Raw genomic sequence first — 19,191 nt, 5'->3', positions numbered from 1 at the left:
CGATGGCGCGCTGACCCAGCCGATCTATATGCCGTCATCGCCTCTTCATTTTTTTGGAGATTGCCGACAATGAACATTGAAACGCAGACTGGCGTCGCTGAGCGCGGTCTTGATCGTCGCGCCCGCCATGCGGCTGGGAAAACTTTGCGCCAGCTCGTCCGGCGCGAAAGCCTGGCGGATTTTACGCCTGCCGCAAACCGAAACGCTCTCGCGATCATCGCCGAGACCGAACGGGATCGAATCCAATCCTTGATTCCGCTTCGCCGCAAATCCATGGCGGAGTCGCCGCACGCCTTCCTGCGCGGCGCCGCCGATGTGATGGCCGCCGATCTTTCGACGCAACCGGCGCCCGGCATTCTCGCGCAGGTCTGCGGCGACTGCCATTTGATGAATTTCGGCGCCTTCGTCTCGCCGGAAGGACATCCGCTGTTCGACGTGAATGATTTCGATGAGACGCTGCCTAAGATCGATGTCACGATCGATGTGCGCCGCTTGGCGACAAGCGCCGTCGTCGCAGCCCTTGGCGCCGGCAAGAGCGAGCAGACAGCAAGATCCACGGCGCGCGCCGCCGTCAAAGCCTACCGCCGCGCGGTGACCAAACTCGCCGCCTTGTCGCCGCTCGAGGCGTGGAATACCCGCGTGCCGCTGCGTGACGTCGCCGCCGGCCTCCGCGATCGGGTTCTCCACGACGCCGTGCACGCAGCGATCGCGTCGCACAAAAACGAAGATGATTATGCGGACAATTTTCCAAGGGTCGCGAAAGACTCTTCCGGCGACTGGCGAGTCGAGGACAAGCCGCCGCGGCTCTTCCATCTCGATGACGGCGAGGCCAATCAATTCGACGTCAACGGACTCATTGCCGCCGCCTTCGCGAACTTGCCGCCGCACGTCGCCTCTTTGTTGCACCGCTATGGTTTGTGCGACATCGCTTTCAAGGCCGTTGGCGTCGGCAGCGTCGGCACCTATTGCACGATCGCGTTGTTCATGAGTCCGGACGATGAGCGGCTCTTCCTTCAAATCAAGGAAGCGAAGCGCTCAGTGCTGGAACGCTTCGGCCTTGGCGCATCGCCCGGCGCGCAGGCCAAGCGCGTCGTGGAAGGCCAGCGCATGATGCAGGCGGCGTCGGACATATTTTTGGGGCCCATGCTCGACCCTGCGTCTAAGCGCGAATTCTACATGCGCCAGCTGAAGACGCGCCGTTTGGGCGGACTTACCGAATTGCTGCAGAATCATGACCTTCTGGATTACGCGAAACTATGCGGGCGCACCTTGGCGCGCGCGCATGCGCGTTCCGCCGACGCCGTGACTCTCGCCGGATACATGGGCAAGAGCGAGGCATTCGACGACGCTCTCGCGTCCTTCGCGATGCTCTATGCGCAGCAAAACGCGAAGGACTACGAAGCATTCTGTAAGCAGCGAGGCGTTACGCCTGCTCGTCCCTGACGGTCGCGTAGCTCGCCGGAATCGACAGCGTCCAAATCAATCCATCGGGCGGAAAGTTGAGCGTGGCCGTCCCATCCAGCGCCTGCGAGACAAGTCGCTTGATGACCTTATGGCCGAAGCCTTCGCGCGGCGGCATCGCCACAGCCGGGCCGCCGCTCTCGCGCCATTCGATATTGAGCCGCCCGTCTTCGAAGCGCCATGTCAGCGAGACGGCGCCGTCCGGCCGTGACAGGCCGCCAAAGCTTAGCGCGTTCGTGGCGAGTTCATGCAAAGCGAGGCCGATGTTCTGCGCCGCCTCCGGCTTCAGCATGATTTTCGGGCCATCGATCGTCGCGCGCGACGACACGTCGCCCTGCGGCACGTCCATGCAATAGGCGAGCTGAGCGCGCACCAATTCGCGCATCGAGGCGCCGCGCCAATCCTGCGACACGAGCAGATCATGCGCCATCGACAGCGCCTGCAGGCGGGCGCCGAACTTGCGCTGAAAATCTTCGACGGAGGGCGAACCGGCGGCCGTCTGCCGCGACATCGCCTGCACGACGGCGAGCAGGTTCTTCGAGCGATGCACGAGTTCGCGCAAGAGCACGCGCACATGCTGCTCGCGCTGCTTGCGCGGCGTGATGTCGCGCGCGGTGCCGAGAATGCGGACCGCGCGGCCTTCGTCGAAAAAAGTGCGGCCGCGCACCGAGACCCAGCGCTCGATGCGGTCGGTCTGACCGATGACGCGATATTCGATCTCGTAATCGCCCTCGTGCGTAGGATCGAGCGCGACGCCGACAGCCTCTTTCGTACGCTTCTTGTCCTGCGGATGCAGCGCGCTGCGGAAAATCTCGAAACTCGCCGGAACGCCTTCTGGAAGGCCCCACAGGCGGCGCACGCGCTCGTCGATATGGACTTCGCCCGTCAGGAGGTTCCAGTCCCAGATGCCGGTGCGCCCGGCGTCGAGCGCAAGCTGCATCCGCTCCAGGGCGAAGGCCTGCTCGTCGCAGAAGGACCGCGGGGCGCGCGCATCCTCGGTCGTCGTTGGGCGAATTTCCGTGTCGGTCACGCGGCGCCTGTCTGTTGGGAGGCCGGCAGCATACTCCCAGATGCGTCCGGGCGCGAGCGGTTAGATATCGACCAGCTCCGTCGCGAACGCGGCGCGCTCCTGGATGAAGGCGAAGCGCGCTTCCGGCCTGTTGCCCATCAGCCGCTCGACGCAGTCCGCTGTCTCCTCGCGATCTTCCGGCTCCACGACGACTTTGAGGAGCGTGCGCTTGCTCGGGTCCATCGTCGTTTCCTTGAGCTGAGCCGCACTCATCTCGCCAAGCCCCTTGAAGCGGCCGGTCTCGATTTTTCCCTTCCCGGTCAGCTCCTTGGCGATCAATTCGTCGCGATGTTCATTGTCCCGCGCGTAAACGGTCTTCGCGCCCTGCGTCAGCTTATAGAGCGGCGGCTGCGCCAGATAGAGATGGCCGTTCTCGATGAGGCGCGGCATCTGCCGATAGAAGAAGGTGATGAGCAGCGAGGCGATGTGCGCGCCGTCGACGTCGGCGTCGGTCATCACGATCACCTTCTCGTAGCGCAGATCCTCATCGCGGTAATGCGCGCCCAGTCCGCAGCCGAGCGCCTGGGTCAGATCGGCGAGCTGCTGATTGGCGAGAAGCTTGTCCTTCGTCGCCGAGGCGACGTTCAAAATCTTGCCACGCAGCGGCAAAATGGCCTGCGTCGTGCGGTTGCGCGCCTCCTTCGCCGAGCCGCCGGCGGAGTCGCCTTCGACGATGAACAGCTCCGAGCCCTGCGCCGAATTATTCGTGCAGTCGACGAGCTTGCCGGGCAGCCGGAGTTTGCGGGTCGCGGTCTTGCGGGCGATGTCCTTCTCGGCGCGCCGGCGCAGGCGCTCCTCGGCGCGCTCCACGGCGAAGTCCAAGAGCTTATTGGCCTGCGAGGGGGCTCCGGCGAGCCAATGGTCGAAGGCGTCGCGCACCGCGCTTTCGACGATGCGCGCCGCCTCGGCGCTCATCAGCCGGCTTTTGTTCTGGCCCTGAAACTCCGGCTCGCGAATGAAGACAGAGATCATCGCGGCCGACTGGCCCATGAGATCGTCGGCGCCGATGTCCTTGGCGCGCTTCGTCTGTCCGACTCGCTCGGCGTGATCCTTAAGCGCCTTTAGGAGCGCGGCGCGAAACCCTGCCTCATGCGTGCCGCCGTCGGGCGTCGGAATCGTGTTGCAATAGGAATGGACAAAGCCGTCATCCTCGGCGAGCCAGGAGACCGCCCATTCCAGCGAACCATGGCCGCCTTCGCGCGTGATCTTGCCGACGAAGGGCTGATCGGCGACGAGTTCCTTCCCATGGATTTCGCGCGCCAGATAATCCTTCAGGCCGCCGGGAAAGCGCAGCACCGCCTCAGGCGGCGTATCGGCGCCGGGGTCGATCAGCGAAGGATCGCAGCGCCAGCGAATTTCGACGCCGCCGAAGAGATAGGCCTTGGAGCGCGACATGCGGAAGAGCCGCGCCGGCTTCCAATGCGCGCCGGCGCCGAAAATCTGCGCGTCGGGCTTGAAGCGCACCTTGGTCCCGCGCCGATTGTTGACGCGGCCAAGCGTCTTGAGCTTGCCGAGCGGCAGGCCCCGCGAAAACTCCTGGCCGTAAAGCTGGCCGGCGATCGCCACTTCGACTTCAAGCTTTTCGGACAGCGCATTGACGACCGAGACGCCGACGCCGTGCAGACCGCCGGAGGTCTGATAGGCGCCGGAATCGAACTTGCCGCCCGCATGAAGCGTGGTCATCACCACTTCCAGCGCCGACTTCTTGGGAAATTTCGGATGGGACTCGACCGGAATGCCGCGGCCGTTGTCGATCACCGTGAGCCAGCCCTCTGTTTCCAGCGTCACTTCGATGAAGGTCGCATGGCCGGCCACGGCCTCGTCCATGGCGTTGTCCAGCACCTCGGCGAAGAGGTGATGCATCGCCGCCTCGTCGGTGCCGCCGATATACATGCCGGGGCGCCGGCGGACGGGCTCGAGCCCCTCCAGCACTTCGATCGAGGCGGCGGAATATTCCGCCGGCCCGCGCTTTGGGGCGGGTTTCGACGCGGGCGCCTTGCGCGGCGCGCCGCTGAAAAGATCGGGTTTTGATGCCATGAGCGATCTTAGCGCGATTCGCGACAGGGTGGGTCGGTTCGGCGCACGCGCATTCGCGTGGACGACACAGGAATTCACAAAAAAGGCAGACGAGGCTTGCGCTTGTCGCACAGGCGACGCTGAGGCATGCTCGCGCCCCAGCTAAATACTCACTTAAGGATTTTTGCTCAACCGAAAAAATTGGAGCTAATCCATGGCGCAAAATAAACAATTGGCGGTGTACGAGGTCGCCCCTCCACCTGCCGCCGAGGCCTTCACCCCCGCGTTCTTCGTCGAAAGCACTGCGCCCGATAATATCGACGACAAGGAAAGTGCGCCGTCAACTCCTGAAAATTGCGAATCTTCGGACATCGAAAAGATCGTCAAGGTATTGGCCAAACAGGAGAAGCCTAAACTCCTGATTACCGTCCACGGCTTCAACACGCCGCGAAAGAAAGTTCTTGAAACTTTCAAAGAATCTTTCATCGCGTTGAACGACGACGATGAGCTCAAAAACCGCGGCCTCGTTTGCATCGGTTATCGTTGGCCGTCGGAAGCGATGGGAACCCCTTGGCGAAGCGGTTTGAACGCCGCGCCATTATTCCTCCTTGGCATTCTCTTCGTCTCGCTCGCCGCCGTATATCTCGTGAACTTCTCTTTCGAAATTTGCGACTGGTGGAAGCTCACGCGCGTCGTCGTGACGGCCGTGACGGCGGCGATGGCCATCATTCCCCTCACCCTTTTTGGCTTGCGGCTCATCGTCTATTTTCGTGACGGCTTTCGAGCGACGAATTACGGCGTGCCGGACCTCGTCAATCTTATCCGAGACATCGACGACAGACTTCCCAAACGGCCGAACGATGACCCCGACGATCTTATCGGAAGGGTCGAGCTGTCTTTTATCGGCCATAGCATGGGCGGCTTCGTCGTCACCAACGCCGTGCGCATTCTCTCCGACGTGTTTTCCCCACTCGCGATCGCCGCCATGCGCCACCGCCCGGAGATGCTGGGAAGCGAAGAGGAGCGCAGGCAGCGCGAGCTCAGATCGAAGATTGGAAAGAATTTTATATTGCGCCGCCTCGTGCTGGTCTCGCCCGACATTCCCTCAGAGGTGCTGCTGTTGGGCCGCAGCAATGCGCTGCATTCGTCGTTGATCCGCTTTCAGGAGGCGCATCTTTTCTCCAATGAAGGCGACGAAGTTCTGCGCAACATTTCGACGACGGCGAATTTTTTCTCGCTGCCGACGAAGAGCCGCAGCTTCGGCTATCGGCTCGGCAATGTCGGCGTGCTGACCGGCTGGGGATTATCCGAACAGCTGACGCTCGGCAATCTGCGCGTCGGCGCGCGCACCCTTTACGAGCTTTACGCTGAACTCGACGCCGTGCAGTCGGAGGAGTCATTCGCGCAGAGGCTGACCTATTTCGACTGCACCGACAGCATCGACGCCGAGGGTCGTGGGGTGGTGACGAACGCTGCGCCCGGCACGCCGCCGAATCTGTCCTGGCTTGGACATCTGCGCTTGCTTTGGGTCTATGTCAGAGGCGAGGTTGACGTCCACTCCGGCTATTTCCTGAAGCCGAGCCTGGTACGTCGGCTCATTTATCGATTCGCGTCCATCGGCTATGGCGATACTGAGGAGCTTTACGGCGGTCTCGCAGCGTTGAGCGCGGAATGTGAAAAATATCAGATCAAGGCGCTGAAGCCGGGCCAGAGCAGCGTCGCGGCCGCCGCGGCGGAAGACGCGAAAGCAGCCGTATCGTCATGAGCGTCAGGGGGTGAGATGGAAACGAAGGTCGATGAAATCGCCGAGCGCGTCTACCGCTTTTCGACCTACGCGCCAGAGATCGCGGCGCCGGCCGGTTTCACCTTCAACCAGTTCCTCATCGACGCCGACGAGCCGCTGCTCTTCCATTGCGGCCCGCGTGCGCTGTTTCCGCGCGTGTCGAAGGCCTTGGCCGCGATCATGCCGATCGAACGGCTGCGCTGGATTTCCTTCGGCCACGTCGAAGCCGATGAATGCGGGTCGATGAATCTGTGGCTCGCGGCTGCGCCGCAGGCGCAAGTGGTTCATGGCCAGACCGCCTGCATGGTGTCGCTGAACGATCTCGCCGACCGGCCGCCGCGCGCTCTTGGCACTGGCGAGGTCATGGACATCGGCGGAAGGCGCGTGCGCTACATCGATACGCCGCATGTGCCGCATGCGTGGGAATCGGGGCTGATCTATGAGGAGACGACCCGCACGCTGTTTTGCGGCGATCTTCTCACGCAAATCGGTGAAGGGCCGGCCGTCACGAAAGAGAGTGTGCTCGAAGCGGCGATGATGGCGGAGAATGCCTTCCAGGCCACGTCGCTGACGCCGATGACAGGCCCGACGATCCGCATGCTCGCGGCGTTGGAGCCACGTCGCCTCGCCGTGATGCACGGCTCCAGTTTCGAAGGCGATGGCGCCGCCCTGCTCTCGCAGCTCGCGGATTTTTATGACGCGGCGCTTGCGGCGAATCGACAAAACTCTCCTTGAAGGCAACCGTCATGGCGGGGCGAAACCGTCGAAAACGGCGTTGGCACACCGAACCGTCATGGCCGGGCTTGTCCCGGCCATCCACGTGTCGACATTGCGTGCGCCTTGCAGCCGTTGCTTAACGTCCCGGCGCGGATGCCCGCGACAAGCGCGGGCATGACGCGGAGAGTTTGCGTCAGCGGCTTCGGCGGTAGCTCCTCGACAACGGATATAGCCCAGCCTAACGCGGCGCATCGACGCCATATAGATCCTGCGGTAAGACATTCAGCCAAAATCCTAGGGAAAACATGCAACGCTTCTTCGTCGCTCTCGCCGCCTGCCTCGCCAGCGTCTTTCTCCTCGCCGCGCCGGCGCAGGCGGAAAAACTGCGCATCGCGCTGCAAAAGACCGGCACGCTTGGCTGGGAACTTGCCGTCGCTAAGGCGTTCGGCCTCGATAAGGACGCGAAGCTCGATATCGACGCCACCGAGCTCGCCTCGACCGACGCCGGCAAGATCGCCATCCAGGGCGGCGGCGCCGACGTCATCATCTCCGATTGGCTATGGGTCGTCCGCCAGCGCGCGGAGGGCGCGAAGCTGACCTTCTACCCGCACTCATCGGCGATCGGCGCGGTCATGACCAAGAACCCCGCGATCAAGAGCGTCAAGGACCTCGCCGGCAAGACGCTCGGCGTCGCCGGCGGGCCGCTCGACAAGAGCTGGCTCATGCTTAAGGCCTATGCGCTCAAGAACGACGTCGATCTCGACAAGACCGCAACCGTGCTTTATGGCGCGCCGCCGCTCATCGCCGAAAAGGCGCTGGAGGGCGAGATCGACGCGGCGCTCGAATTCTGGAATTTCGCCGCCGATCTTGAGGCGCAAGGCTTCACGCGCGCCGTCGAACTCACCGACGTCGAAAAGGCGCTCGGCGCCAAGGGCGACGTCGTCGTCACCGGCTATGTCTTCGACGAACGCTTCGCGGCGAAGAACAGGGACGCGCTGGCGCGGTTCTTCTCGATGACGAAGAAAGCTAAGGAGCTGATCGCGACTTCGGACAAGGCTTGGGACGTGGTCAAGACGCAGCGCCTTCGCGGCGAGGACGCCAAGACAGTCGACATCTACCGCAAGCGCTATGTCGCCAGCTTGCCGAAACGCCCGATCGCGCAGGAAGAGGCCGACGCCCGGACGCTCTATGGCGCGCTCGCTGCGCTCGGCGGCGAAAAGCTCGTCGGGCCGAGCCAGACGCTTGATCCGGGGACCTTCTACAAGGGCGCCGAGGTCAAGCCGAATTGATCCGGTTCATCTCGCTTGCGGCTCTACTCCTGCTTTGGCAGATCGGCGCGTGGCTTTCAGATCCGCGCCGACTTCCGGGACCGATGGCCGTTTTCGAGAAGATTTATGAAGAGGCGGTCTCCGGCGCGCTGTTCTCCAATCTCTCGATCACGCTGGCGCGCGTCGTCGCCGCCTTCGCGCTCGCCATGAGTTTCGGCGCGGCGATCGGCTATGTCATGGGTCGCAACAGGCTCGCCGACCGGCTGCTCGATCCCTGGCTCGTCACGCTGCTCAATCTGCCGGCGCTGGTCGTCATCGTGCTCGCCTATGTCTGGGCCGGCCTCACGGAAGTCGCCGCGATCGGCGCCGTCGCGCTCAACAAGCTGCCCAACGCCATCGTCGTCGTGCGCGAAGGCGCCCGCGCGCTTGATCCGCAGCTTGAGGACATGGCGCATGTGTTTCGCTTTTCTCCCGCCGCGCGCTTCAGGCATCTCGTCCTGCCGCAGCTCGCGCCCTATCTTGCGGCGGCGACGCGTTCCGGCCTGTCGCTCGTCTGGAAGATCGTTCTCGTCGTCGAACTGCTGGGGCGCTCGAACGGCGTCGGATTCGAAATCAACATGGCCTTTCAGCTCTTTGACATGAGGCTTCTGCTTGCTTACGCGCTTCCCTTCGTCGCGCTGATGCTCGGCGTCGAAACCTTTCTGGTGCAGCCTCTTGAACGACACGTCTCCCGCTGGCGGCGCGACGTCTCTCGACGTCTCGATCGCGACTAAGGATTATCATTCCGCCAGCGGCCGGCCGCTTCGGGCGCTCGAAGGGCTACGGCTGATGCTGCCCGCGGGACAGGCAGGCGCGGTCGTCGGCCCTTCCGGCTGCGGCAAGACGACTCTGCTGCGCCTCATCGCCGGCCTCGACAAGGACTATGTCGGAACGATTGTCCTGCCCGAACACGGCCGGCTCGGCATGGTTTTTCAAGAGCCGCGATTGCTGCCCTGGCGCAGCGTCATCGACAATATCCGAATCTCCGCGCCGCATGCGCGCGAAGACGACATCGCCGCGCTCCTCGACGAACTCGGTCTCGCTGAGCACGCGGCGCATTTCCCGCGCGAGCTTTCGCTCGGCCTCGCGCGGCGGGTCGCTCTTGCGCGGGCGCTCGCCGTCAAGCCGGACCTCCTGTTGCTGGACGAACCGCTCGTTTCGCTTGACGCGGCGCTTGCCCGAGATCTGCGCGAGATGATCGCAAGGCTCATCGATGAGCGGCGCATCACGACGCTGATCGTGACGCACGATCTGCGCGAGGCGATTGCGCTTGGAGACAGGCTGTTCCTGTTGTCGGCGCGTCCCGCCCATGTCGTCGCCACGATCGATGTGCCGGCGCCGCGAAGGGCGTTGGAGAAAGAGACGGCGGCGACGCTTGAAGCGCAGGCGAAAGACGCGTTTGCTGCGGCGCGCGCCGGGTCATCTCACCCGAGACATCCTTAGCGCTTGAGCGTGTCCTGCTTCACCAGGGAATGTTTTCGCCGCGGTAGTCGAGATAGCGGCGCGTGTCAGCGAGCGTCAGCGACTCGGCGACACGAATGATTCCGGCCACGCTGTCGCGCACGTCGAGCGTGGCGTCCGCCCCGCCCATGTCGGTGCGCACCCAGCCGGGGTGCATCGCGACGACGATGACGCCTTCCGCCTTCAGATCGGCGGCGAGACATTGCGCGATCTTGTTCAGCCCCGCTTTAGACACGCGGTAGGCGACATTGAATGTCCCTTCCAGCGACATCGACCCGAGTATGCTCGACATCATGACGATGCGGGGACGGGCGCTGCGCTTTATAAGCGGCAGAAAGGCCTGAACGACGCGCAGCGGACCCAGCGTATTGACCGAGAGAAGATCGAGCGCGCCTTCGAAATCCATATCGGTGGAGGATTGGCGCTGCGGCCCATAGGCGCCGGCGTTGACGATGAGCGCGTCGATAGGATCGGAAACCCGCGCGGCGGCGGCCTTGATCTGCGCCTCGTCGCGCACGTCGAACTGCAATGTCGTCGCCTCAGGCGCGGCCGCTTTCAGCGCCGCCACGCCCGCCGCGCTACGCGCGCTCGCGGTCACGCGCTCCCCTCGTGCTGAAAGCTGACGCGCAGCCTCCAATCCAATGCCGCGGCTCGCGCCGGCGATGAGCCAATGGGACATGTTTTATCCACCCGCGTTCTTAAATTGATCTCTTCTTAATATAGCGTCGATGCGGCGCGGGACAGGCTTGCCCAAGGTCATGTGGCGGTGCAGTATTCGCCCTGTTCAAGGGGGCTTTTTTCATGAACGACATGACAGTAGACGCGGCGCAGCGCGCGCCGGAGTCGAGCGATATTGTTTTCACGGGCCACGACGACGAATTTCGCGACCTTCTGCGCAAAGGCGCGCTCCTTGAGATCGTCACCTTCGGCTTCTACCGCTTTTGGCTGGCGACCAAAATCCGCCAGCATCTGTGGTCGCATACGGTGCTGGACGGCGACGCCTTCGCCTATCTCGGCACGGCGCGCGAATTGCTCATCGGCTTCCTTTTCGCCATCGCGATTCTTGCGCCTATCTATCTCGCGTCTTTCCTGCTCGGCGTCGAAGCGGAACGCGCACAATCGTTCGCATCGTCCGTGTTCGGCGTTTTCTTTCTGACCTTTTGGCAGTTTGCGATCTATCGGGCGCGGCGCTACCGCTTGCATCGCACCGCCTGGCGAGGGCTGCGCTTTCACATGGAAGGCTCCGGCGTTTCCTATGCGCTGCGCGCCATGGGCTGGGGCTTCGTCAGCGTCGTCACGCTCGGGTTAGCGCTGCCGTGGATGCAGGCTGCATTGGAACGCTACAAGATGCGCCACACCTATTACGGCGATCTTCGTGGCGACTTCATTGCAACCGGCGGCAGTTTCTTCAAACAGGGCTGGCTGCTTTGGATCGGCGCCGCCTTCACGGCGGCTGCTTACTTGGTGGGGCCTGTCCTCTATGAACTCACGAAGCAAGGCGCTTGGTTCTTGTTGATGCTGCCGACCCTTCCAGCCTTGGTCTTCATATATGCGCGGTTTAAGGCCCTGCAGTGGAAGTGGTGGCTGGAAGGCGTGCGCATCGGCGACGTGCGGGCGGCCTCGACCCTGGAGCGCCACGCCCTGACTAGAAATTATTGGATTTTCGTCGGCCTTTTCTTCGCTTCGCTGCTGGCGGCGGGGATCGGCGCGGCGCTCGCCATCGCCTTCCTGCCCAAAATCCTCGGCGTCGTCTTGGCTGTATTCTTCTATCTTGCACTGATCGTGCAATATTCGATTCTGTGGCGAACCTACTTCGTCCAGCGGGTGTGGCGGATCGTCGTCAATTCGCTAACGATTCACAATTTGCACGCCGCGCAAGAGGTCGCGATGCGGCTCGACGCGTCGCCGCCCACCGCGCTCGGCGAAGGCTTCGCCGATAGTCTCGACGTCGCAGGATTCTGACGGCGTGAACGAAAAATTCGAGGCGATCTATTTCGACGGTGTCGTCAACAAGAAGCGCCGCGTCTCGCTCGCTTTCGGTCCGACGCTGGAAATATGCGAGGACGGCGCGGTTCTCTCCGCGTGGTCTTACGCCGACGTGCGCCGCATCCCCGCGCCAGCCGACCTGATGCGGCTGCGGGCGATTGGCGCCGCGCAATTGGCGCATCTCGACATCCGCGACGGCGACACTCAGCGCGAGGTCGAACGCCATTGTCCGAAGCTCGCGGATGACGCGGCGCACGACGGTTCGACGCTCAAAATCGTGGCGTGGTCGCTCGCCGCGACCGCTTCGATCGTCGGCCTCGTTTGGTTCGGCGTTCCCTTCGCCGCCGACCGCTTAGCGCCGCTCGTGCCCATTTCATGGGAAAACCGTATTGGCGAAGTGGCCGAACGCCAGATGCGCCAAATGTTCGACGGCAAGAACTGCACACCGCCCAAGGGCTCGGCCGCGCTCGTGAAGCTCTCCAAACGCTTGCAGGACGCGTCCGGCCTTCACGTGACGGCGACCATCGAGGCGCTCTCCGAAAGAACGCCAAACGCCTTCGCCCTTCCAGGGGGTAAGGTGTTCGTCCTTGCGGGACTGTTGGAGAAGGCGCAGTCGCAGGATGAAATCCTGGGCGTGTTGGCGCATGAACTCGGTCATTTGCAGAACCGCGATCACCTGCGCCGCATCATCGCCGATGGCGGAACCGCCTATCTCTTCGGCCTGCTGTTTGGCGACGTGGCCGGCGGCGGCGCCGTGGTTTTCGCCGGCAAGACTTTGCTGAACGCCGCCAATTCGCGGGAAGCGGAGGCGCGGGCCGACGCATTCGCTGCGCAAACGCTCGCCCGCCTCGGCCGGCCCGCGAAACCGATGGGCGAATTGCTGCTGCGCGTCACAGGCAACGAAAAAGACGGCTTCCTCACCATCCTCCACGATCACCCCTTGAGCGAAGACAGACTCGCCAAGCTCTCGGCCGCGGACAAAGCCACGGCCGATCCCGTGCTCACAGACGACGAATGGAAGGCGCTGAAGACGATCTGCGACTAGCCCTATCTACGGCGCCGCCGGCGCGGGCGCCGCTTCGATCCGCGCGACGCCGTCGCGCACCGCCGCCTGCACCTTCTCGAAGGCGCGCACCTCGATCTGGCGCACGCGCTCACGCGACACGCCGAATTCCTCGGAGAGCGTTTCGAGCGTGACAGGATCGTCGGACAGTCGGCGCGCCTCGAAGATGCGCCGCTCGCGCGGATTGAGCACGTCAAGCGCGCCGCGCAGCGCCTTCAGGCGATTGTCGCTTTCTTCGTGGGCGACCAGCAGATGCTCTTGATCGACGCTATCGTCGACAAGCCAGTCCTGCCATTCGCCTTCGCCCTCCTCGCGCAAAGGCGTGTTGAGCGACGAGTCGCCGCCCATGCGGCGATTCATGTCGATGACGTCCTGCTTGGACACGCCAAGCCGATGCGCGATCTTTTCGACATTCTCGGGCTTCAGGTCGCCTTCCTCGAAGGCCGAGATGCGGCTCTTGGCCTTGCGAAGATTGAAGAAGAGCTTCTTCTGACTCGCGGTGGTGCCCATTTTGACGAGCGACCAGGAGCGCAAAATATACTCTTGGATGGAGGCGCGGATCCACCACATTGCATAGGTCGCAAGGCGGAAGCCGCGCTCGGGCTCGAAGCGCTTGACGGCCTGCATGAGGCCGACATTGCCTTCGGAAACGATTTCCCCGATCGGCAAGCCGTAGCCGCGATAGCCCATGGCGATTTTCGCCACGAGCCGCAGATGCGACGTGATCAATTCCTGCGCGGCTTTTGCGTCTTCATGCTCGCGCCAGCGCTTGGCAAGCATATATTCCTGCTGCGGCTCCAACATTGGAAACCGCCTGATTTCAGAAAGATAGCGGGCTAGGCCGTCTTCTGAGACGATTGGCAAGGCATTCGCCATAAGTCCCTCCTGACGAACCCCCTGAGTAAGGCGGGTCCGCGAAGCGCGGCCACAAAACGCCGGCCGCGACAGGGGGTCATTATAGGGCGCCCCTAGTGGGCTGGAAAATGACAATTGCGTGAAGGGAGGCTAAAGCACGGATTAAGATTCAGCAATGTGAATGACGCGTTTCAAAGGCTCGGCCGCGCGAGTTTGGCCGCGCAAGTTTGGCGAAGATTCTGCCCGTATGATTCCGCAATCTTCGGGCGCGAATTCACTTCGACATGCCGCCCAGCACGCCGCGCAGAATTTGGCGCGCGATCTGTGTCCCGGCGGACCGCGCCGCCGATTGAATCGCGGCGCGCGCCGCGAGTTCCGCGGGCGACATGCGCTTCTTGTCGCCCTTGCCAAAAATGCCGCCCAATATGCCGCCGAGCGCGCCGAGCAGACCGCCGCCCGCGCCGCTTTCGGCCTCGCCCTTGCCCTTGGCGCGCGCTTGCAGCATTTCGAATGCGGACTCGCGATCGACCATCGTGTCGTATTTTCCCCCGAAGGCGCTCGCGGCCATGACGGCCTTCCGCTCCTGCGGCGATATCGGTCCAACGCGGGCGGACGGCGGCGCGATCAACGTTCGTTCGACGACTTCGGGCGTTCCTTTGGCGTCGAGCATCGACACCAGCGCTTCGCCAACGCCAAGCTGCATGATCGCCTCAGCTTCCTCGAGGGCGCGATTGTCGCGAAAGGTCTCGGCGGCGGCGCGCACCGCCTTCTGATCGCGGGGCGTGAATGCGCGCAGCACATGTTGAATGCGGTTGCCGAGTTGGCCCAGAACCGTGTCCGGCACGTCGAGCGGATTTTGGGTGATGAAATAGACGCCGAGAGACGCACGACCTGCTCAATGGCGGACAGCAGCGCCTTCGGCGCGTCGGTGAACAGAAGATGCGCCTCGTCGAAGAAGAAAACGAGCTTCGGCTTGTCGAGATCGCCGACTTCCGGCAGGGCTTCGAACAGCTCGGAAAGCATCCAAAGAAGGAAGGTCGCGTAGAGCCGCGGCGCGCGCATCAACTTGTCTGCGGCGAGAATATTGATGACCCCGCGTCCGTCGCGATCGACTCGCAGGAAATCCATGATGTCGAGCGCCGGCTCGCCGAAGAAACTTGCGCCGCCCTGCGTCTCCAGCACCAACAGCTGCCGCTGAATGGCGCCGACGCTCGCGGGCGCCACATTTCCGTATTTCTGTTTGTAGGCCGCGGCGTTCTCCGCAACATGCGCGAGCATCGCCCGCAAATCCTTCAAATCGAGCAGCAACATGCCCTGCTCGTCCGCAACCCTGAAAACGACATTCAGAACGCCCTCTTGGACGTCGTTCAAATCGAGCAGGCGCGAAAGAAGCAGCGGCCCCATTTCCGAGATCGAAGCCCGAACCGGGTGTCCCTGTTCGCCAAAAACGTCCCAGAAGGCGACGGGAAACCGGTCGGGCTCGTAGAGAACGCCAATCTCCTTGGCGCGCGCGACGAAGGCCGACTTGCCTTCGCCCGGCTGCGACAGGCCCGCAAGATCGCCTTTGACGTCGGCGAGAAAGACGCAGGTTCCGGCGTTCGAGAAGCCCTCGGCGAGCCGCTGCAGCGAAACGGTTTTGCCGCCGCCGGTTGCGCCCGCGATCAAGCCATGGCGATTGCCAAGCGCGAGCAGAAGGTAGTGGTAAGCCTGCGGCTTCCCATCCTTCATGCTTGCGCCGACGAGGATTTTGCCTGGGACGGCGCTCGGGGTTTCGCTCATGGTTAAAGCGCTTTCACAGTCAGGAATCGCAATTGCGCGAAGCTACACCATCGGCGCAGGACGCGCATGTCCGCCCCGTGCGGCTCAGTCTGGGCGCGACGGCGCTTGGCGAATGCAAAAGGGCGCGATAAGTTCGCGCCGGGAGAAAATCCAATGAAGCTACGCTTGGCGATGATCGGCGTCGTCGCCGCCGCCGGCGTCGCGCAGGCGGTCGGCGCGACGAAGCCGCGAACGGCGCCGGCGAAGCTGGCGCAAACCGTCGATCTGGAGAATCAGCGTCCCGTGCCGCTGAAAAGCTTCGAGATCGTCATGGCGGCAAAAAACAAAACGGCGCCGGAGGCCATCGTCGGCAAGCTCGATAAGCCGCTGGCCGCCGGAGGCCGCACGCGGTTTCCCATCACCGGCGCCAGAGGCTGCCGCTTTGAGGCGCGTTGGGCGTTCGACGACGCGAAAGATTCAGGCGACGTGGACTTATGCAATGACGCCCATATAGTTTTCGCGGATTAATCCTATTCGCGGTCCGCTCAGCGGACCCGCTGCGGCGCGCGCCGCCCATGACAACAATCAGGAAACGCACGATGGCCAACGGATCGAAGGGTGGCGCAAAGGGAGTCAAGCGCGGCGCAAAGGGCGCACAATCCACAAGCGGACCAGGCATCTCGAGGCCGCTGCTGATCGGCGTCGGCGCTGTCTTCGCGTTCATGTTCGTCGCCTTTGTCTACTTCACCAGCGGCAAGCCCACGACGTCGACGGAAACCATCGGCGGACCTTTTCAGCTCACCGCACATACCGGGCAGCGGGTGACAGAGCAGGATTTCCTCGGACGCCCCTTCCTCGTTTTCTTCGGCTATACGCACTGTCCCGACATTTGTCACACCACGCTCTTCGAGATGTCGGAGATCTTGCGGGCGATGGGGCCGGATGCGAAAGTCGGCGCGCTGTTCGTCACCGTCGATCCGGAGCGAGACACGCCCGAGGCTCTCAAAGATTATCTCTCCAATTTCGATCCGCGCATCATTGGCGTCACCGGTCCGCGCGCTTCGCTCGATCCCGTGTTGCGCGAATATCGTATCTTCTCCAAGCGTGCGCCCGGCAAGGAAGAGGACTATTCCGTCGACCACACCACTGTCGTGTATCTGATGGACAAGAACGGCCGCTTTGTAAGCCCGTTCAACGTGGCGCGACGCCCTGCCGAAGCCGCGCGTGAGCTTGAACGCCATCTGTAGCGCGTGCAGTCGCCTGCACCGGAGAGCGCGCAAAAAGGCAACGCAAGGGAAATATTTTCATCAAGCTGCAATTTTGGAACTCGCGACTCATATGGCCTTTGCGCTAGCATGAGCGTTATGCTTCGACTCCTGCGCCAAGGACCGACGCCGACTGGCGGCGCGTCAATTCTCACATTGGTCCACGCCGGCGAAACAATTCTCGTCGCTTTGCGTCGGTCACAGAATGCGCGGCGGTTCACTTTGCGTGTGCGCTTCGCTGCACGCGATGCGGTGTTGACGATGCCGAAGCGGGCGTCATTGCGCGATGCGCGAGATTTCGCCCAGCGCCACGCCGCCTGGCTCGCTTCGCGTCTCGACAGGCTTCCTGCAACCATTCCTTTCGCGCATGGGTCGGTCGCGCCTCTGCGCGGCGTCGATCATATGATCGCCCATCATCCGGACCGCCGAGGGGTCACTTGGATCGAGCCGAGAGACGATGCCGAGGCTCCCTTCGCGCTTTGCGTCGCCGGCCAGACCGAACATGTGCACCGCCGCGTTCAGGACCACCTGAAGCGGGAGGCGCGACGCGACCTTGAAGAGGCCGTCGCCCGCCACACGGGCGCACTGAGTCTGCCGCCCCGCGGCGTCGGCCTGCGCGATCCGATCAGCCGATGGGGATCATGTTCGGCCTCCGGCTCGTTGAACTTTTCCTGGCGGCTGATCATGGCGCCGCCATTCGTCCTCGATTACCTCGCCGCCCACGAGGTCGCGCATCTCGTGCATCTCGATCATTCGCCGCGATTTTGGAAGCTGACGCGGCGGCTTTGCGCCGACACGGATCACGCCGAAGCCTGGCTCTCCGCCCATGGCGCGCACCTCCACAAATATGGAGCCAAGGCGCGATGATCGACCGCCGCGGCCTGCTCGGATTCGCCCTGCTCCTGCCCCTCCCGATGTCGCAAGCCGCGTCGGCGCTGGCCGAAGAGCCGCGTAAACGCCTACTCGTTCTCGATTTTGAGCTGGTCGACACGTCAAACGAGCCTGTCGACCAAAGCGCCGAACATGCAAAGCGACTGGCGCGGGCGCGTGACGACATCGGCGCGGGACTCGCCGCGCGGCGCGTCTATGACGTCGTCGACCGGGCGCCCATCGCGGCGGATCTCGACGCGATCTTGAAACAAACCTACATTCGCACCTGCAACGGCTGCGAATTGTCGCTCGCCCGCAAGGCCGGCGCCGATCTCGTTCTGACGGGCGTCGTCAATAAGGTCAGCACGCTGATCCTCAGCATGGGCGTGTCAATCGCGCGCGTCTCGACGGGCGAACTGATCTATCATCAAGGGTTCGATTTTCGCGGGGATAATGATCAATCCTGGGCGCGCACGACGAAATTCTTCGTCGATCGTATTGCCCGAGATCCGCTGAATTGAGCCAAGGAGGCCCGTATGAGCCAGAGCGCTGGCTGTGAACCGACGGCGACGTCGCGCCCGCCCTGGTCGATGGTGGCGCAGGCCCGCGCGCGCGGCGCCTTGCTTGACGCCCTCGTGCGGCGGGCGCAGGCGCTGCCGCCCATCCGCATGGGCGTCATCCATCCTTGCGACGCGCGCTCGGTCGAAGGCGCGATCGCCGCGCGCGACAAAGGGCTGATCGTCCCGACTCTTATCGGACCGCGGGCGAAGATCGAGGCGGCCGCGCGCGCGAGCGGGGTCTCGCTCGAAGGCGTCGAGATCGTCGATGCGCCACACAGCCACGCCGCCGCCGATCAAGCGGTGGAGCTCGTGCGCCGCGGCCGGCTGCACGCGCTGATGAAAGGCGCGCTGCACACGGATGAACTGATGACTGCGGTCATACGCGACGGCGCGGGACTGCGCACGGACCGGCGGATCAGCCATGTCTTTGTGATCGACGCGCCGTATTATCATAAGTTGCTGCTCGTCACCGACGCCGCGATCAACATTGCGCCGACGCTCGACACCAAGCGCGACATCGTGCGCAACGCAATCGATCTCGCGCATGCGATCGGCATCGAGCGTCCCAAGGTGGCGCTACTTTCGGCCGTGGAGACGGTCGAAGGAAAGATCCCGTCGACCATCGAGGCGGCGGCGCTCTGCAAGATGGCCGACCGCGGCCAGATCGCCGGCGCCGCGCTTGACGGTCCGCTGGCCTTCGACAACGCCATCTCGCGCGAGGCGGCCGATGCCAAGCACATTGAGTCCGAAGTCGCCGGCGACGCGGACATTCTGGTGGCGCCCGATCTCGAGGCGGGCAATATCCTGGCGAAGCAGCTCGTCTTCCTCGGCGGCGCCGACACCGCGGGACTGGTCCTCGGCGCGCGCGTCCCGATCGTGCTGACGAGCCGCGCCGACGACGTCGATTCGCGCGTCGTCTCTTCGGCGCTGGCGCAGATTTTCACCCATCGGCCGCGCGCCGCGCCGTAGACCGCGCTGCGATCAAGTGGGCCCGGTTTTTCGCGCAAAGCGGGCGCGCCC

Annotated in this window: 17 protein-coding genes and 1 pseudogene; 13 read left to right on the top strand and 5 right to left on the bottom strand. The window is 63.4% G+C overall.

The window, feature by feature from the left end; translation table 11 throughout:
* Window positions 1-69: 69 nt before the first annotated feature.
* Window positions 70-1,443 carry a DUF2252 domain-containing protein gene (locus tag A3OO_RS0108375; RefSeq protein ID WP_018407389.1) on the top strand — a complete coding sequence of 458 codons (1,374 nt, stop codon included), beginning with the start codon at window positions 70-72 and terminating at the stop codon, window positions 1,441-1,443.
* Here A3OO_RS0108375 and A3OO_RS0108370 read toward each other — a convergent pair.
* Both A3OO_RS0108370 and parE read right to left on the bottom strand, forming a co-directional pair.
* Window positions 1,424-2,491 (bottom strand): sensor histidine kinase, encoded by a 1,068-nt coding sequence (locus A3OO_RS0108370; RefSeq protein WP_018407388.1) that lies wholly within the window; start codon window positions 2,489-2,491, stop codon window positions 1,424-1,426. The genes A3OO_RS0108375 and A3OO_RS0108370 overlap by 20 nt on opposite strands.
* A gap of 60 nt (window positions 2,492-2,551) precedes the next feature.
* Complete coding sequence (gene parE, locus A3OO_RS0108365; protein WP_018407387.1) at window positions 2,552-4,567, bottom strand: DNA topoisomerase IV subunit B; 2,016 nt, start codon at window positions 4,565-4,567, stop codon at window positions 2,552-2,554.
* 193 nt (window positions 4,568-4,760) lie between these two features.
* Between parE and A3OO_RS0108360 the strand changes: the two genes are divergently transcribed.
* From A3OO_RS0108360 to A3OO_RS0108340, 5 genes are all read left to right on the top strand, one after another.
* Window positions 4,761-6,311 carry an alpha/beta hydrolase family protein gene (locus A3OO_RS0108360; protein ID WP_018407386.1) on the top strand — a complete coding sequence of 517 codons (1,551 nt, stop codon included), beginning with the start codon at window positions 4,761-4,763 and terminating at the stop codon, window positions 6,309-6,311.
* Between the two features lie 15 nt (window positions 6,312-6,326).
* The gene (locus tag A3OO_RS0108355; RefSeq protein WP_018407385.1) at window positions 6,327-7,064 is read left to right on the top strand and encodes an MBL fold metallo-hydrolase; all 738 of its coding nucleotides are present in this window, start codon (window positions 6,327-6,329) and stop codon (window positions 7,062-7,064) included.
* Window positions 7,065-7,351: 287 nt separating this feature from the next.
* Entirely contained in the window at window positions 7,352-8,335 is a 984-nt protein-coding gene (locus tag A3OO_RS0108350) for an ABC transporter substrate-binding protein (RefSeq protein WP_018407384.1), read from the top strand.
* On the top strand, window positions 8,332-9,087 hold the full coding sequence (locus tag A3OO_RS0108345; RefSeq protein ID WP_018407383.1) for an ABC transporter permease: 756 nt from the start codon (window positions 8,332-8,334) through the stop codon (window positions 9,085-9,087). The genes A3OO_RS0108350 and A3OO_RS0108345 overlap by 4 nt, the downstream gene beginning before the upstream one ends.
* On the top strand, window positions 9,029-9,796 hold the full coding sequence (locus tag A3OO_RS0108340; RefSeq protein WP_018407382.1) for an ABC transporter ATP-binding protein: 768 nt from the start codon (window positions 9,029-9,031) through the stop codon (window positions 9,794-9,796). The genes A3OO_RS0108345 and A3OO_RS0108340 overlap by 59 nt, the downstream gene beginning before the upstream one ends.
* A gap of 19 nt (window positions 9,797-9,815) precedes the next feature.
* Here A3OO_RS0108340 and A3OO_RS0108335 read toward each other — a convergent pair whose 3' ends face one another.
* A complete protein-coding gene (locus A3OO_RS0108335; RefSeq protein WP_018407381.1) occupies window positions 9,816-10,493 on the bottom strand; it encodes an SDR family oxidoreductase in 678 nt (225 codons plus the stop codon).
* Window positions 10,494-10,615: 122 nt separating this feature from the next.
* Here A3OO_RS0108335 and A3OO_RS0108330 point away from each other — a divergent pair, with 122 nt between their 5' ends.
* Together A3OO_RS0108330 and A3OO_RS0108325 are read left to right on the top strand one after the other, a co-directional pair.
* On the top strand, window positions 10,616-11,776 hold the full coding sequence (locus A3OO_RS0108330) for a YjgN family protein (protein WP_018407380.1): 1,161 nt from the start codon (window positions 10,616-10,618) through the stop codon (window positions 11,774-11,776).
* 4 nt (window positions 11,777-11,780) lie between these two features.
* A complete protein-coding gene (locus tag A3OO_RS0108325; RefSeq protein ID WP_018407379.1) occupies window positions 11,781-12,845 on the top strand; it encodes a M48 family metallopeptidase in 1,065 nt (354 codons plus the stop codon).
* 6 nt (window positions 12,846-12,851) lie between these two features.
* Here A3OO_RS0108325 and rpoH read toward each other — a convergent pair whose 3' ends face one another.
* Both rpoH and A3OO_RS21360 read right to left on the bottom strand, forming a co-directional pair.
* Window positions 12,852-13,739, bottom strand: coding sequence for an RNA polymerase sigma factor RpoH (gene rpoH, locus A3OO_RS0108320; RefSeq protein ID WP_018407378.1), 888 nt, complete (start codon window positions 13,737-13,739; stop codon window positions 12,852-12,854).
* Between the two features lie 253 nt (window positions 13,740-13,992).
* A pseudogene (locus A3OO_RS21360) lies at window positions 13,993-15,497 on the bottom strand (helicase HerA-like domain-containing protein).
* A gap of 153 nt (window positions 15,498-15,650) precedes the next feature.
* Here A3OO_RS21360 and A3OO_RS0108310 point away from each other — a divergent pair.
* The 5 genes from A3OO_RS0108310 (at window position 15,651) to A3OO_RS0108290 (ending at window position 19,140) form a co-directional block, all read left to right on the top strand.
* Window positions 15,651-16,004 (top strand): hypothetical protein, encoded by a 354-nt coding sequence (locus A3OO_RS0108310; protein ID WP_026222806.1) that lies wholly within the window; start codon window positions 15,651-15,653, stop codon window positions 16,002-16,004.
* 71 nt (window positions 16,005-16,075) lie between these two features.
* Window positions 16,076-16,723 (top strand): SCO family protein, encoded by a 648-nt coding sequence (locus tag A3OO_RS0108305; RefSeq protein ID WP_018407376.1) that lies wholly within the window; start codon window positions 16,076-16,078, stop codon window positions 16,721-16,723.
* 117 nt (window positions 16,724-16,840) lie between these two features.
* A complete protein-coding gene (locus A3OO_RS0108300; RefSeq protein ID WP_018407375.1) occupies window positions 16,841-17,608 on the top strand; it encodes a M48 family metallopeptidase in 768 nt (255 codons plus the stop codon).
* The gene (locus tag A3OO_RS0108295) at window positions 17,605-18,132 is read left to right on the top strand and encodes a DUF3280 domain-containing protein (protein WP_018407374.1); all 528 of its coding nucleotides are present in this window, start codon (window positions 17,605-17,607) and stop codon (window positions 18,130-18,132) included. The genes A3OO_RS0108300 and A3OO_RS0108295 overlap by 4 nt, the downstream gene beginning before the upstream one ends.
* A 15-nt stretch (window positions 18,133-18,147) precedes the next feature.
* The gene (locus A3OO_RS0108290; RefSeq protein WP_026222805.1) at window positions 18,148-19,140 is read left to right on the top strand and encodes a bifunctional enoyl-CoA hydratase/phosphate acetyltransferase; all 993 of its coding nucleotides are present in this window, start codon (window positions 18,148-18,150) and stop codon (window positions 19,138-19,140) included.
* Window positions 19,141-19,191: the final 51 nt, after the last annotated feature.

It is taken from the genome of Methylocystis rosea SV97 (assembly GCF_000372845.1).
Classification (GTDB): domain Bacteria; phylum Pseudomonadota; class Alphaproteobacteria; order Rhizobiales; family Beijerinckiaceae; genus Methylocystis; species Methylocystis rosea.
Note: the sequence above shows the minus strand (reverse complement) of the source record. Positions and strands in the feature narration are given on the sequence as shown.

What these genes read in the sequence shown, in the direction of transcription:
- A3OO_RS0108375 (WP_018407389.1), top strand. Translation starts at nt 70, where the DNA reads ATGAACATTGAAACGCAGACTGGCGTCGCTGAGCGCGGTCTTGATCGT.
- parE (WP_018407387.1), bottom strand. Translation starts at nt 4,567, where the DNA reads ATGGCATCAAAACCCGATCTTTTCAGCGGCGCGCCGCGCAAGGCGCCC.
- A3OO_RS0108360 (WP_018407386.1), top strand. Translation starts at nt 4,761, where the DNA reads ATGGCGCAAAATAAACAATTGGCGGTGTACGAGGTCGCCCCTCCACCT.
- A3OO_RS0108355 (WP_018407385.1), top strand. Translation starts at nt 6,327, where the DNA reads ATGGAAACGAAGGTCGATGAAATCGCCGAGCGCGTCTACCGCTTTTCG.
- A3OO_RS0108350 (WP_018407384.1), top strand. Translation starts at nt 7,352, where the DNA reads ATGCAACGCTTCTTCGTCGCTCTCGCCGCCTGCCTCGCCAGCGTCTTT.
- A3OO_RS0108335 (WP_018407381.1), bottom strand. Translation starts at nt 10,493, where the DNA reads ATGTCCCATTGGCTCATCGCCGGCGCGAGCCGCGGCATTGGATTGGAG.
- A3OO_RS0108330 (WP_018407380.1), top strand. Translation starts at nt 10,616, where the DNA reads ATGAACGACATGACAGTAGACGCGGCGCAGCGCGCGCCGGAGTCGAGC.
- rpoH (WP_018407378.1), bottom strand. Translation starts at nt 13,739, where the DNA reads ATGGCGAATGCCTTGCCAATCGTCTCAGAAGACGGCCTAGCCCGCTAT.
- A3OO_RS0108310 (WP_026222806.1), top strand. Translation starts at nt 15,651, where the DNA reads ATGAAGCTACGCTTGGCGATGATCGGCGTCGTCGCCGCCGCCGGCGTC.
- A3OO_RS0108305 (WP_018407376.1), top strand. Translation starts at nt 16,076, where the DNA reads ATGGCCAACGGATCGAAGGGTGGCGCAAAGGGAGTCAAGCGCGGCGCA.
- A3OO_RS0108300 (WP_018407375.1), top strand. Translation starts at nt 16,841, where the DNA reads ATGCTTCGACTCCTGCGCCAAGGACCGACGCCGACTGGCGGCGCGTCA.
- A3OO_RS0108295 (WP_018407374.1), top strand. Translation starts at nt 17,605, where the DNA reads ATGATCGACCGCCGCGGCCTGCTCGGATTCGCCCTGCTCCTGCCCCTC.
- A3OO_RS0108290 (WP_026222805.1), top strand. Translation starts at nt 18,148, where the DNA reads ATGAGCCAGAGCGCTGGCTGTGAACCGACGGCGACGTCGCGCCCGCCC.